The sequence below is a fragment of the Anaerovibrio lipolyticus LB2005 genome (assembly GCF_000621545.1).
Classification (GTDB): domain Bacteria; phylum Bacillota; class Negativicutes; order Selenomonadales; family Selenomonadaceae; genus Anaerovibrio; species Anaerovibrio lipolyticus_A.
In genome coordinates this window covers 126,858-144,229 of record NZ_JHYA01000005.1, presented here as the reverse complement: position 1 = coordinate 144,229, position 17,372 = coordinate 126,858, and the positions used below count along the sequence as shown (strand labels likewise).

At 44.8% G+C, this 17,372-nt stretch carries 1 protein-coding gene; it reads right to left on the bottom strand.

Features of this window, described 5'->3' with window-relative positions; genetic code table 11:
- Positions 1-8: 8 nt before the first annotated feature.
- On the bottom strand, positions 9-17,255 hold the full coding sequence (locus T355_RS0106195; RefSeq protein WP_027397002.1) for a leukotoxin LktA family filamentous adhesin: 17,247 nt from the start codon (positions 17,253-17,255) through the stop codon (positions 9-11).
- Between the last annotated feature and the right edge of the window lie 117 nt (positions 17,256-17,372).

Sequence of the window (17,372 nt, the reverse complement as noted above, 5' to 3'; positions counted from 1 at the left end):
ATAATTCGCTACTCTACTTCAATTTCCTGCTGAGAAGCATTTTTTGTATCCATAAAATTAACGATTTCACCATCAGTCTCCACATGACCATAAACTACTTTTGGATTGTAAGGTATAAGAGTCTTAAAGTTGTAGTAATGATACTTACGCATTAAGTTATCCCTCATCATGTCTACCACACTGTACTGTTCAGGATACTTGTTGCTGCGGAACAACCGCCAATCATGGTACTCCACCAAATGAGCATTGTTTGTAGCGATTCCGCCATCTTCAAACAATTTAAACTGTCTGCCCATAGGGTAAAGGTTATTTACATTATTCCAGTATACCAGTACCTCACCGTCATGGGTTGGAGTCCGTCCATAAATGGCCAAATCCATGGACCTGTTGGCAAGATTAAACTTATTGCCCACAAGAGTATCATCAATATCAATTACACCCTTGTCCACATTCACATAGCCATTATTGGTCCAAAGCTTGGAAACCTTGGTGCCCGTATTGGATATGAGTTTATCAATAGTTACTCTTTCCACGAAATCCTGACCATCAGGAGTTTCCACAGTCATGGTCAACGGATTGTTGGTTCCACCAATATTTTCAATGGTACCTACACTGACATACTTACCAGCAAGAGTTATATCCTTCTGCCCATCACCATTTGCTTTGGCATAAATAGCATTAACATGGGAGGCCTCAGTATTATCACCCAGGATTATGGATACATGATTTGCTGTGGCGGTATTTAGTACGAAATCACCCTTCTTTACAGAAACGAGGATATCACCCTTGGCAGTCATGTGTCCATTTTTGACTATTACATCACCATCATCTGCTTTAACCTCCAAATCACCTTCAGATGACATATCCCTGTCTAAATAAACGCTGCCATGCTTGTTTACATTAGCTTGTGTATCCTTTTGGGAAATAATATCATCCGTGACGTGAAGATCACCATTGGTGGCGTTAAGTACTACATTTCTGGCTGCATCAACCTTGCCGACATGTTCAATAACAACAATATTCGGTGAATTAGGATCATAGTTCTCCGAAGCGGCTGTCAAATAAATATCTCCATTTTCTGTGGAGGTCTTTCCATAAACAGTTATAGTACCAAGACCAGTAGCAAGATTTACATTCTGATTAGCCGTTACAGTCTCTACATCACCCTCATTATCACCTACATCAATATTGCCCTCGCCTACAACTATGCTGACATTACCAGCTTCTGATTTAACAGAATGACCGATTTGTACATCACCTTTTTCTGTGGACAAATCGATATCTCCATTAACGGTAATATCTTTGGCAAAGCCAAGATTACCTTGTCCCTCTATAGTTGCTTTCAGGCTTCCCTGGGCTTTGAGGTAATCATCAATTAGAATATCACCATTGCGGCCAGTAAGGGAAATATCCCTTCCAGACTCTACTGCACCGTTATCCTCAATAACGAAGTTGCTTTCACCTTGCACATAGGTATCCTTGCCGGCCTTAAGGTTAATATCGCCATCTTCAGTTACGGTCTTACCATAAATATATATGGTTCCCACATCCGTTGACAAGGTAATATCTTTCTTGGCTGAAACAGATTCCTCGTTGTGATCCGAGGTGTTACCTATTGAAATATTACCAGCACCAGTATTAAAGTCTATACTTCCCTCGGAAGCGTTTACTTTACCAATGACATCAATTTCAGCTCCCTTTGAAGTAACATTTATGTCACCTTTATCTGAGTTCAATGTCTTGGCTATCTTTATTTCGCCATTTTTACTGCTCACGTTTATATCATTGCCAGCATATACCTGCTGATTCTCAGGTGCAGCATACTCTGGACCGTCAGGAACAGGTGTTAATGTGCCATAACCAATATGTACCATACCACTATCAGAAAGAGCGTGCAAGGCTACACTGCCATCTGCATTTATGGAATTATAAATTTCAATATTGCCTTCGCTGCCGGCAGCTAAGGCCTCAACATTGCCATCCGCCTTTACAGAACCAATAAGACTAATATTGCCCTTGTCCAAGGTCGTAATGAACACGTTGCCACCGGCAGTTATAACATCATTATAAACACTAGGGACATGCTGTGGTATCCAATCCAAAATTGTAATATCTGAATTTCTGGATTCAAGCTTAATATCCTTGCCAGCAGAAATACCTTCGGTAACAAGCATACTTCCTCGTTTGTCATCACTAACATCATCATAATCAGCGGACAAATATACATCACCCTTGACAGCCTTAATTCCACCGCCAACTATTACCTTGCCATTTTTGGCCGGAATGAGAACATCCTCATCGGCTATAACATTACCCACAACAAGTACATCGCCATTATAGGAGCGCAGGAGGGCATCTTTACCGGCATCCACATCACCTTCAATACGAATGCTTTTGCCTATAAGATTTACATCCTTGCCAGCCTTCGTCAAGCCATTTATTACAATATCTTCCTTTGCAACAGCAGCAATATCATCCCCTGCAAGCCAAGCTCCGGCTGAATTAATTTTCCCCTTGTCAGCCATAAGCTCCAAGGTTCCCTTTACATTAATGATACCCTGGGTGGTTAAATCGCTTGGAGTCTTAACCTTCAAGTCCCCTGTAAAGCCCGGCTCAGTATCCTTACCGATAGTACCAAGAATCATTTCACCAACAGTATCCAGCTCCGGACGCTCCAGACCAACCAAGTAGCCATTTACACCAGAACCATGTATCACTGCACCTGTATCCAGCAAGCGAATGGCATTATCCTCAGAACCCAAATCCCCTTCCTTGGCGTTCAAGGAAATTGCAGAACCAGCCATTATATAGGAAGTAGCTTCATCCTCAGCTTCCTTTTTGGACATCTTAACGCCTTTATCACCAGTTAATTTTATATCTTCACCGGCCTTAACCACATCTGCAATAATAATGGTTCCAGGAGTATTTACAGCAAAATCATTATCCATATTGATACTGTTAAGGATTATTCTGTTTTTATCATGCTGAACTCCCTGAATATGGGCACTACCTCCCTTGGCTTCAACATTGACACCATTACTTAGAACATTAAGAGGTCTTGCGACAATTCCCATATAACTGCCAGAACCATCATTTGTACCATCCAAAATCAAATTTTTGGCATTGATATATGGCACCATTCCATCATCGTTGACCGTGCTGCCCACCAGGCCATTACCGGCAAACAGCTTTACAGTATCCGGGGTGTATACACTGCCGATGGACAGAGAACCTGCACCCACATTTTTAATGAAAATATTATCGTTGGCCCGAGCCGTCAAATCACCGCCAGCCTGCACATTAATGGCTTTATCAGCAGTACCGATAGTGCCTTCGCCGCCCTCCAGAAGGACTTCCTTACCAGCAATAACATTAGCCTTGGTCGAATTTTCCAAAGCATTTACAAGACCAATCTTTCCCAAAATCCGCACATAGCCATTATCAGCCTTGAGGGTATCCAAGTTCAGAACAGGGAGCTCCCCGTCGTCTGTAGCCTTACGGGCTGAAACAGAAATATTCTCACTGCTTGCACCCGCTTTGACTAAACCAGTGGCATTGATCCCCAATGGTGCCGTACCTGTTACTTGGAAGCTGACTTTTTTATTTTCATCCTCCAGACGAATTACATCAGAGGAATCGGCATTGGCCAAAATCTTCAAGTAATCCACATTGGTCTTGCCACCCTCACTGTAGCCATTTCTAAGCTGGTCAATGGTTATAATCTGCGGAGCCAGATTACTGCCTACATTTTTACCCACTAAGGTGATATTATTGCCAGAAACATTGGCAAGCTTATCCCGGCTGTCAGTGGAGCCCACTTCCTTATTAAGGATTTCGGAGCGCAGAGCATAGAGCAGCTCTTCCTGGGTCCATTTATAGGTTGGGTTAGCTGCTTCTTTCTTCAGTTTGGCATAATCACTTTCAGCTTTTGAAGCCAAATCTGTCAAATAAGCATCACTATCAGCATAAGCCCCAAACTCAGCCTTCAAATTATTATAGGCTGCCTGTTCCTTGTCAGACATTTCTATACCGCTATCAGCCTTTTTCTTCATTGTCAAATAATCAGCAAAGCTTTCCTTGACATTATCTTCATAAGCGGCAACATTTCTTTCCAGCTTACGGATGTAGGCATTGTTGCGGTCCGGTCCGGCAATAAGACCAGAGTCAATCCATCGCTGAATACGGGCTGCAGTTTCATCACTGGACTCGTCTCCAGTGTATGGCAAAGCATCCACAAAGCTGCCCCCCTCATTTTTAAGGGTAACATCACCAGTAATGGAGCGAACAGCCCCAATACGCATATCAGTACCTTCACCACCGCCATTTGTCAGGAAAATATCCTTTTGTGCTGTAGCACTAATGCTGGCACTGCGCGAATTATCATTAAGCGCCTGCTGGCCTGTCATCACCTTCAATCCCTGTTCGCTGGTACCAATGGCACCGGTTTTACTGGTAAGTTCAATACGCTGACCCTTAATACCGTCACCGTTACCCTGGGTAATATTGCCACTTACATTGAGGGTGATATTATTGTCACCGGCCAGGGACGCAATAATATTTTGTGCCTTTATGGTAGATATTTCCGCATCGCCGTTTACATTAACATTGATATTGCCTCTATCAGTTTCGGCTCCCAGTTTAACTGCCTTTTCCCTGTCCAGAGCATCAATATTGATATTGTTAATATCCTCTTTGGCCTTTAGTAAAATATTATTTCCAATAATAGACGAACTGGAATTGCCTATTATATCTCTGCCGGAATCAATGCTAATGGTACCTTGGGCATTATTGTTGCTAATGTTGCCCGCAAGGGAAATATCGCCATTGCCCTTGATATTAATAGTGCCATCATCCTGGCCAATAAATTTAATTTCTATCGGCTTATCGGCCTTTATGCTGGACACGAAAGTCTGGCTGGAGCCAGTCTTGACATCCCAGTTATAATAATAGTTCTTCCAAAGGAAATGATCCTTGGAGGTTACCTCGTAATTCATCTTTTCCTGGCTAAGAACTACATTATCTGCCACCATACTGTAATCATCACCGGCTTCGGTGGAGATGAAGCGGCCCTTTTGCAAATCAATATCACGTTTTTCAGTCACTGTCTTCTCTGCTTTATCACTGGCTGACTCAAATGAAAATGCATCCACATCCAAAATAGCAGTATCACGATAGTAATAATGTATATTGGAGGTAGAATCTGTACCACGGGTCCAGTTGTAGCGGCTGTTGGCCAACGGATTAAAGGTATATTTGCGCCCAGCATTGGAGTTGTCAGTAGTAATCTGTGGATTATTGCTCAAATAGCCCTCAGTGGTGGTAACTCCCGCTGTGGTATAACTGCTACGGGTCAGATACTCCTTGCCATCCTTCAGTGAAGAAGTAGTAAGTACCACCTCACCATCTAAATCGTTATTGAGAATCTTGCCCACCTGCATATTGACATTGCTCTGATTGTCAATGCTGATATCAGCACCGCCATCTACGGCGAAAATCTGGCCACCGGTGGTGCTGATAATACGGCCAGTGAGATATACCTTGCCACCCTGAGCATCAATATTCTCTGTCAACAGGGTATCATTATCCGGGTCATAATAAACCTGGACATTATAAACCAAGGAGCCATCGGCTGCCTTTTCAGCATCCCAGTTGGAGCCTCCCTCATTAACCTTATAGATACGCCGTCCTTCGTAGAGCTTGGAGCTGCTAAAGTCCTGATTATTGGCCGCTGTCTTGGCAGCCTCTACCTGTTCCTTAGTTACAACAGCCTTGTAGTTACCATAACCACTTTGCAAAATACCATTTACATTTATAGTATCTGCAGCAATAAAGATAGTATTACCCGCTATGCGACCAGCCTTTTTGGCAAGCTCTTCACTTTCCGACTTTGGTGCGGTACCATCAACAGTTCTAATTTCATGCTTGTCTTGGTCTTTCACTCCCCAGTCATTGGAAATCCCGTCTATTGTTGCCTGATTTACACTCTCATATACATCTTCAGGGGTAGAGCCAATATGTACGACACCCTGGGTATAGCTTTGGGTTATGCTGCCGGATTTGGAGGTCAGTCTTATGGAGTGACCATCCACACCTGTTACCTTGTTATCCTCGTCGAAACCATCGATAATAATGTCGCCAACGCTGCTGTTATTGTTGACAATCTCCACATCAGCGATACCACCATCAACACGACCGGCAATCTCAATGGTACCAACACCATCAAAGGTCTTATTTACAGTCGCAGTGTGGCCATCGCTCATATAGGTCACCTTATCTGTCAAAGGTATGCCACTGATAGAGGCATTGTCCGAGGTAATGGACAGCATCGGATCATCACCGTAGATGGATTTTAGCTTGCTATAGGACACATTATATTTCTTGTCAGAATTCAGATCTTTAATCTGCTCCTTGCCAGCAGCATCAGAATTAATAATATTATCCTTAAAGATTATCCCATCGCCCTTATCATGAATTAACGCATCATTAACCACTAAATAAGCATTGGAGGTATTCTTAACAATGATTTCCGGATTGGTCTTGGCCACTACGGAGCCCTTGCCGTAGAAATTATTGCTGTCCACATTAATGGTTCCACCACATGCCTCCAGCAGCTTTGGCAATGTCACCACCGGAATATCGTAGCCAGTAGTAATCGGTATCCAAATTTTATTGCCATTAGTAGTTGTTTCCTCCACCATAAGACCGAGGCTCTTCATTTTGGCCTCCAGAAGCTCCAGCTCCTGCATATAGCCCGCATAGGCAATGAGGGTATTGCCATCGCCACCCTTGGTATCCTTACCATTATATTGTGATATCAGCTTTTTCAGCTCAACCCAGCGCTTAGTCATCATATTGGCATAGCTCTGGACATTCTGTATGGTTTCTTTTTCTAAATCAACATAGTGTTTACCCTCATCATCCACAATGGAGATGGAAAAGGCCTTATCATTGCCAGTGGCCGTAACATTATGCTTTTCAATAACATCCTTATCATTAGCTGCCTTTGCCTCGTGATAACCCAAATAGCTATCCGGCACCACCTGACCGGAAATTGTCACATAAACCTTATCCTGGAATCCGGCCAACAGCTTACCATCCACCTGGGCGTAGTTGGTAGTTTCACTTACCATCTTATCCACATTGGAGCCATCGCTGCTATCACTTTCCACCACTGGGACATTTTGCCCATCACCGCCGTCACCAGTATAGAAGGTATGATACATAGCTCTCTTTAAAATCTTTTCCTCACCATTAGTGGCCTTAATATTAATATTGCGCATGGACTCTCCTGTAGCGGTTTCATGAACCTGTACAGTGTTATTCCGTTTATGTTCAATATCAATATCCCGGTGCCAGCCTAAAGGAATCACTGTATCATTGCGGGCATCCGCAATGGAAAGCTGCTTTACCGTGGATTTTTGCCCAATCCCATTGGCACCTGCATACAAATTTATATCCTTATCACTCTTAATACCACCATAAATATCTACCGTATTGGTGCGATTGATATTGTGCTCAGTCTTGGCCTTTGGCCCTGCACCGGCACCACCGGTTACCTTGCCCTCGGCATGAACAGTGCTGTCAATATTGTCAAAGGCCGCCAGGGTAATACCGCCCTTATCATATCCACCGATATTATTAAGAATAGCACCCTTGCCCAAGGTCACCTTATTGGCGGAGGTATAGTCTGTTTTTGCCCGCACCACAATAGACTCCGCTAATCCGGCATTTTCCCCTGTAGCGTAGTTGTTCAATACATCTTTATTTGCAGCCTCATAGGTCTGGGTACCAGTGGTAACTATGAGAGCGTTGTTTCCAATATTTACCTGGGTTCCCTTCTTTATAACATCCTTGCTTTCCAGCTCCGACATACCAAAGAAATTGTATGCTGTCATATCCAGTCGACTGCCATAGGTATTCTTCAGACGGCTATTGAATTCATTGTGAGCACCTACAAATACCTTGTCAGCCAAAATAAACGAATTATTGGCCACATTGGCAGAGGTTACTCGTCCCTTCTGACCAACGTTTAAATCAGTGTAAATTCCGCTGCCCTGCAGTAAAGCGCCACTACCGGAGAAGGCCTGAACATCCATGCCATCATTTTGACTGGCATTGACATGCAACTCATCCGTAGCATTCCAAACGCCATAAATATTGGCATTGGCAGAATTATCAAAGTATGTATTGGCCTTGCCTGTATTGCCAATATCTGCTATACCACCACCAGAGGCCCGCACATAGGAATCCGTATAGGAATTGCCCGTGGCTCCCAGCATGAGCTTATACACCTGGCCACCGCCTGCAGTGGCACTAACCATATCCTCAGCTCTGGTATTGCCATCGATAGCCCCGGCAGCAAATTTCAATGCACTGACGGTAACATTGCTAATATCGTTTTTACGACTTACCTCATTGTGGGCATAAATAGTCAAGGAACCATTTTTTTCAATTGCCTTATCTTCTCCATTTTCATCTTTTTCGGTAACAGTGTAGGAATAATCCTCACTACCAATATTTATCGCCACATTGGTTTTGGTGGTGATATTAGACTCATCACTGCTGTAGCCTGGGATGGCCATACCAGCTACTGCCACACTGCGAAGACGGGAGGTGGCGGTAGTTTCATCCTTCCTGCCCACCTGGGCTCCAAAGAATACGGAACCGGAACTAAAGACATTGTTGTCTGCCACATTTATTGTGGCACCGCTATTAGCCTCCACAGTAGCCTTTGAAGCCATACCCGTTACTACTCCAACGGCATCATTATCAATATCCACCTTCAGCTTTGGTGCATTGGCCGCCTGGAAGGACAAAGCGTCTGCACTAAAGATGTAATTACCGCCCTTAATATTAATCTGAGAGGTACTATTGTCCTTGGCATAAGTACCATTATAGCCAGCTGCTGCCAGCCCCGCTGATATACCAGTGCTGTTGGCAGTGAAGCTGCTATTCTTTACGCTATTTACATTTATTTTACCATTGGCATTGGTACTCTTAATGGTATGAGCAGACCCGCTGGCCTCAAAATTAACAGCCGAAGCACTGGTGTTATTTATCCCCTCGTCAATTACATTAACAGACACCACACCAGCGGATACACCGACTACATTGGTATTGGCGGTAACATTATTTATGGCGTTGATATTTACATCATTAGCTGAGTTAATGTTAGTATTCTTTACATTGACTCCTGTGCTGCCACTCATATCCGCTGTGCTGGAAATAACAGTAACACCCAATGCAGCTAAATTGCCAACAGCACCCTGGGTATATATTCCCCTGTTCTTATCATCTTCATTTTCCCGTGGATTGTCCGCGGTATTAGCCACTACATCTACCTTGCTGCCAGACAGGGTTGCCCCATCCATACTTACGGCAGTGGAATTTTTAACCTTGGCATCTGCCTGGGTAATCACAAAGTCAAGGCCACCCACATCGGCACCGATGGTCTGCAAATTAGCCCGATTTTTTTCCTCCGCAGTAAGGGACAGAACTCCTGTAGCATCGATGGTGGCGCTATTGACAGATACCTTGCTGCCCAAATCCGTACCACTTACAGCAGTATCGATATTAAAGGCCGTGCGCTCCCGCACCTGCTTACGCTCAGCCGTAGTCATGCCTACAAAGGCCTTGGTATTATCCTTGTCCTGATTATTGGCTGCCTTGATTTTATCCAGCAGGGCCTTATCAGTCTTTATCCTCTCATTGATGGAGGTTTCCATATGATTTACACCAGATGCCACACCACCCAGGGAAACATTCAGCATAAGGGTATCAAGATCACGAACTATATCTGCCTTCACATCAGTCTTGTCCTGGGATTTCAAGGTGCTGTTATTGCTGATGGTAACATGGGATTTATCCGCTATGGTATTAACTGTGCTGTTGACACCGAATCCACCGAATAATCCGCCCTGGACTGTTCCAGTATTCTGGGTAGACCAAATAACATCATGGGAATTCACATCGATTTTACCTGCCTGAATGGTAGATTTATCAATAGATACCCCCACATCAGAAGTTAAATCACTGTAATTAAAAGTACCACTCAAGCTGCCACCAAGGCCAGCCACTCCGCCGGATACCAGAGCTGCATCCAGAACAGTCTTGTTCTTGGCCTTGATATTGGCCTCAGAGTCAGTCTTAGTTGTTTCCTTTATGGTACTGTCGGACACAGTGGTGCTAACGGTGGATTTCTGATCCACAAGATTTATACCAAGACCAATAGCGGCACCAGTAAGGGCACCGGACACATCAAAGGTACCCATATAGGCACGACTCTCATTATCAGCCAGCAAATTGGCCTTATTAGTGTAATCCAGGGTAAGGTGGTCCACCTTGGTCCTCACCTTCATGTTAATATCATCATTGATTACATTGGCATTGGCATCTACACCCTCAATAACCAAGCCACCGGCAATGGCCAAATTAGCAATACCCTGCCTTGACTGGGCCAACAGGTCAAAATCATGGGCCTTGGCCGTGGTATAGCTGCTTTCTGCCAGCACACTGCGATTAATATAGTTGGTATTTTGAGCCGCAGCTGCAGCCAGATTTTGGCCACCAGACACCCCTACCTCAAAGGTACCAATATTGGTGTAATCTGCCGCCTTTACAGAAACATTTTGGGCATCCTTAACAGCCCCGCCGTATTGAGAAGTATCCTCATTTACGGAGGAGTTATTTAAAACAGCCTTGGTATTGCCCTTAATATAGTCTTCATTGAAGGTGCCGGAAACACCACCAATAGCCCCACCAGCCCCTGTAAGGGCATCAGAAGCTATAGCATTGGTGGAGCTGCTGTCCACAACCAAGCCAGTCAGGCTTGAACTTGTACGGCCAGCTTTAAGATGAGATGGTTCAAAGGTTGATTTGCTTACCATACCAGTGATAATGCCATCAGAGCCATTATCTGCGTCCTTCATGTCGCTATTGATGGAAACCTTCTTGCTATCATCAGCAGTAGCAGCCACATTGGTGACAACCTTACTGCCATCAACGGAGGACACAGTATCACCGGTAATCTGGTTATCAGCCACAGTAACACCAGCGGCTCCCCCCTGCATCCCAACTGCCAGCACACCTGCATAGTTAGAAATGGCATCGTCACTCTGGGCCACAACGCCAATGTTGTTATCGCTGATAACATTGGCCTTATTCATTTCCGCCGTGGTATTGCTGCCAATAAAGTTATAGCTGTAGGAACCACCTATGGAGAAGGTTTTAGAGCCGTCCAAGCCGATACCAATACCCAACAGCTTAGTATCAGCAGTGGAATTAATAAGGAGATTTTTCATTCGGCTGGCAGTATCTGGCTGACTATTAGAATAGTTATAGTAGGCCTTGGTATTCTGATTCACATCATTAAAGGAGAGGCCCACAGCACCTGCAATAACACCACTAAAGGCAGTAGACAGGGCGGCACCGGCAGTCTTGTTATTAATAGTGGATTTTGCATCTATCTTTACATCCGCCTGGCCAGCGTCCTTGTCCGCATCCACTGAGCTGTTCTCCATACCAGCAATTACATCCTTATAAACATTGGTACGGGCCACACCACCCTGCAGATTCACTTTGCCCTCGATACCCACACCTACACCAACACTGGTGGCCTTGGAGGTATCGGTTGCTGTTACATCAATGGTGGAATCCGCCTGAGTTGTGATGATGGCATCCTTAATAAGTGCATTGGTAGCTTCCTTCTTATCCTTTTTACCAATATTGGCATAGGACACACCACCACCAATACCAGCTACTCCCCCCTGGGTATAGGCCATACCTCCAGCGATGGTAGTCTTGGAGGTGGTGTTTTCTGCTGTTACATCCAAATCCTTGACATTAACGATGTCAGTGCCCTTTTGCCCCTTGCTGATAATGGCTTCGCTGCTGTTAGTGCCTTCGTTAATAGCCACAGAACCATTGAGCGACAGAATGCTAGCCTTGCCGGTTGTGGCACCTACACCAGCCCCTATTGCCAATACATAGGTATTATTGTTGGCATCCAAAACGAGGCTATCCAACTTATTGTCGGTTAAGCCCTTAAACTCGCCACCCTGTACATAAACACCGGTAGCATTATTCATATCATTGTTAGCCAAGGTCATGCCAACGCCCACATTATTGGACTGGTTAAACTGCCCGGCCACGGTGACAATACTGGAGGTATTATCAGACTTGCCGTTGATGGTATTGGCAGTTAAATTACTGTCAGTAATGTTTACCTTGTTGTTATTGGTAACATTATGCCAGCTTATTCCTCCGACACCGCCAAAGTATTCAGAACCAATGCTGGCTCCCGCAGCTACTCCCACAATCTTGGCTTTATTGGTAGTCCCTGCATTAATAGCGGAGCCCTTTAAGGTTGAACCTACAACATCTACCGAGAGATTGTTCTTTATATCGTCAACCCCAACACCTACACCAGCCCCATTGCCACTGATATTAATTCCGGCTGCCACATTCACGGTCAGATTGTTGCCTGGAACGGAAATATTATTGTTGGCAGTATTCTTAATCTCCTTGTCATTAGAATAATCAACCACATCTTGGTTATTGAGAGTCTTCCTGGCATCCTGAGAAATGTAGTTATCAGTTACATAGTCAACATCAATGCCCTTGTCCTTCAAATCCTCCTTGGTAACGGACTGGCCCCCCTCCACATCATGGGCTGCCAAGGTCACTGCACCGCTGGCATCAATATTGGCACTGTTGCGGATAGTAGTTTGAACATTATTGTTCACATCATTGAAGGCCACGGCCCCATCCAGACCAATGGCACTCTTGCCACCACTTTTACTGCCAGCCACTGCCACATTGATCTGGTTAATTGACTTGGCAGCCTCCATGGTAAGGTTATTTATATTCTTATATTCCAGATTTCCGCCACCGCTAATGAGGCTGATTACATTATTGGACAAATCACTGATGGATACAGAACCGCCCAAGTTGGCTGATGTACCATCACTTCCCGTCCAATTAGCCGCCAGACCACCAGAAATCTGCCAGTCGCTGGCCATAGTCTTATTGGTAATATCAGTTTTATTGTCACCAGTATAGCCCTGGTTCACGCCGTTACCAATCATCATGGCACGTACATCATTATGTACATTATTATAGGATACGGAGCCGCTGGCAGTAAGATTGGTGCCACCGCTGGTATTTACTGCCAAGGACAGGCCGGAGGCGATTTCCGTACCTTTCTTTTCTGCCAAATTGGTAATGGAGCCCGCACCCTCCAGCTGGCTGTTCATAATAAGGGAATCCACAGTACGGCTGACATCTGTATCCGCCACTGCACCGCCAACAGCAACAGACGGACTGTTATTCTGTTTCATGGCATTAAAGGCTGCCCCTCCGGCAAAGGAACCCAGGAAGGTACTGTCACTTGCCTGAACCTTAACACTATTCAAAGCAGCGTTATCATTTTTCTGCAACTGAATACCATCCACTGTGGCAGCGGTATCGCTGGTGCCCTTATTTATAGCGGCACTTCCAGCCGCAGACAGCTTAAAGCCACCAGTGCCACCCACATTGGCACTGGCTGTATTGCTGGCATTGGAGCCCTTAATTGTATTAGTAAGCTTATTGCCCGAAAGCCAGTTATTAAATTTATCCCGCTTGTTGCTGATATTCTGAATAAGATTACTGCCCTTATCAAAGAGGGACTTGTCAGAGCTGGTTGTCCCGGCAATTTCCGCCCCAATACTGTTAATAGTGCCCTTAGTGGTGGCAACAGCCTCAAAGCTGTTTGCCTGCCATTTCTTAATATCAACCCTATCAGCAGTAGCTGCACCAAAGAAATCATCATTAACGGAGCCTATTTCCTTGGCCAGATCCCTGGCCAATACACTGCGATTTTGGGTGTGGTTAGCGGCCTTCTGTTCATCACTGTCTTTTTCCTTATCCGTGACCTTGGTAACTCCCTCGCCATTATCTGCCACCTGCACAATATTGTTGGTATTGTAATCTACCAAATTTACGCCAATGCCAACTGCCCCATTTGCACTCTTGCCACCCAGGGTTAACCCGCCAGTAATAGCGTTTATATTGGTATCATTATTCGCGTGCACACCAATAGCACCATCCGCCGCTGTGGCCTTGATGGTGGCCTCATCATCTATGGAAACAATGCTGTTGCCGGTGCCCTCGACGATATTTACCATACCGCCAATATTAAGGGTATCTGCCTTGCCGGAGGAATAAACAATATCCACCTGCTTCATGGTCTGGTCAGCAGCTATATCCACCTTATTGCCTTCAATAGTGGTATTTTTACCCACCATAACTAAGCCGGTGCCGCCTATATCCTGATAGGCCACGCTGGCTCCAATACCCACCTTGCCATTCTGGTCCAAGGTAGCATATTCGCCCCCCTTGCCGGTAAGGGACACAGTATAAGTGCCAGAGTCGGCCTTGATGCTGGTATCACCATCTGCATGGATGGTTGTGCCTTCACCAATTAATACAGTGGCATTATTCTTTAATTCATCAACCTGTACAGACCCTGTGGCACTGAATTTGCCTGAACCCTCTGTGGACTGGTTTTTGGACTCAGTACGTACATGATAATGGGTATAAGCGGACGGATGGGTCATGTTAATGGCATTTTCCCCTAAGGTTACTACGCGCTCCTTGACCTTGGCCGCCACCTGGCCATCCTCCTTTATTTTCTGTATGGCTGTTTGCAGATTTTCCCAATTAGCAAAGGTTGAAGGAATTTCAGTAGGCTTGCTCCAATCTACTGCCTGAATATTATCATCCAAATTCTCAAATGCTGAATTAAAAGCATTTTTTATATCTTCGGAGCATAGGTCCTTTATGGCCTCAAAGGATTCCTTGACCTCGTTCCAGGCTGTCTTCACATTATATTTGCCCTCGGCATCAGGTGCATAATCCATGTGGGCCTTGGCATTAATATTTACAGCCCCAGTGGCCGACAGAGACTTATTAGGAGCTGATACCTTAACATTGGCATTGTTATTTACGCTGTCCACCAATAGGGCAGCATTTACCAAGCCACCATTGGTAGCCGCACTGCCATTACTGCTCTTTGCATTTGTCATGGAGCTGACCACATTCATGTGGAAGCCACCGATTGGATTACCGCTGTTATCCTTATCTCCAATGGAGGTTTCAGCATTCAGCTTAATATCACCGCCAGTGGCCCTCAGAGCAGAATTTACCACTACATTGCTTTTGTTTTCCTGATTGAAAACGCCCACTGTGGCCCCGACATCACCGAATTTTTTCAGCTTGCCCACCAGGCCGTCACCATAGTCCACCAGCTTGTCCAAATACTTGTTAATAGTGTTCTTCTGGTTGGCATTCAAAGACTTCAATTCCACTGGCTTGGTATCATTCTTGAATATCTGGCCAGACATTACCCCCAAGGTGTTATTGACTGTCAGCACATCCTTTTTTATAAGATTATCTGCACTGGCCTCAATAGACTTGGCCGTTACATCCTTATTAAGGGTAACATTGGCATTTGTCTTATCATCTACATAGGCTACTCCAGAGGACACAACGCCAGTTTCCTCATTCATGGCAGAGGTGGCCGTTACATCCATACTGTTATTCATTGTGGCTGTGGCCTTAAAGGCTCCAGTGGTAGTAATAGCCTCGTCTACCTTGACATTGGCACCACTTTCAGAATTAACGATGGTTACAGCACCATAAACCGACGGCAGCTGGGTGGTGGTATCCCCATTAGCCCGTTTAACATTCAGCCCACGGGCTGCCGCTGAAATATCCGTATTGGCATCAGCCGCCAAAGTAACTGACCCAATAGAGCTATTGCCATGCTGCAAAGTCAGGCCCTCATTTACGGTAATGTCAGAAGTATTCTTTCCCGTAACATTGGTATAAGCCCGAGCCATTACGCTGGCATCCACATCCATAGTCAAATTGGCGGTGGCGGTGGCCGCCAAAGAATTGGCATCAATAGTTCCACCAAGAGAAATGCTGGCGATATTGGTTCGATTACCAGTACCTTCCATAATGCCCAACAGGAACTTGTCAATCCAATTTGTCCATTTGGACTGGTCTGGTTTCAGCAAATCAGCCGCGTCATCACCAGTAGTGGCCTTTAAGTACAGATACAAACCGTTTTGCAGGGCTGCATCCTTGGCAATTGACTTGCGAATTTCCGTCTGTACCAAATCCTTAACCTGTTGGTCCTGAAGATATTTAAAGATGGCCCTCTCTTTGTAGGTGGTATCTGCATTGGCAGTAACCTTTACCGCACCATCAGCCACCAGCTTGCCCTTATTATCAACGCGTGCCTTGTTGGTGGCAGCAAAAATTTCATTTAGCCAGCCCTTTTCCCATTTATCCCAGTTTTCCAGTTCATATTCGTTGGTTTCCTGGCCCTGCTCATTAGTTTTCTTTTTGGCCTTTAATTCCGGTAGGGTACTATCATCCACTCTAATGGCACTGACAGCATTTAATACAATATCACCACCCGAGCCAGTAGATGCAGACAATCCACTAGGAACATGGGCATGATTAACTACGTCCTCAAACTGAATATTGCTTACACTGGAAAGCTGAGCCCCGTCCTTAATATTGATTACCCCAGCCCCCAGTACAATACCACTATGAGTGTTAATATGGCCAGAAACATTGATGGTACCGCTGGTAGGAAGTTTTGTAATATCGTCTATAGTAAACTGGCCACCACTGCCTCTTTTCTTGTTTTCCTCACCCTCAAAGAATTCAGCAAAGGCATCCTTTTGCACCACCATACCAGTAAAGCTGCCAGCATTAATAACACCTTGGGAGCCCACTACTATGCCATCTGGGCTAAGAAAATACAGATTACCGCCAATTTGGCCATTTTGCACTGCATTAAGTACACCGTTGATATTAACCTGGCTATTAACCATATTTACCAGAGTATTGGCATAGTTGTTCTGCCCCTGCTGGTTAAAAAACATATCTGCCCGATCACCATTAGCGAGAACAAATTTATCAAAACGATTTACCCCCAAGTCTCCACTAACATACTGGGCATAAACCTCATATATACCGTTATTATTGGTCGCAACAGGCGCACTTTCCCCTTTGACAGTTATATTGGTTGTTGGATCGTCAGCATAGGCTACACCAGATGGCAAGACAGCAAGGCACCCCAAAGTGAGGCCAAGTAACACCTTACCAGCCAACACCCTATATACATATCTTTCCCGCTTTAAATCATGTTCAAAAGCGTTTCTTTTAAATTTTTTACGAAACCTCCCTGTCTGCGACATGATAATCCCTCCTTGACAATCTGTTATTGAAAAGGACCCAGCTTACACGGTACACTTTATATGCTTATACTATATATACGTTTATACGATATATTGCTTACAAAAATTAAAAACAAT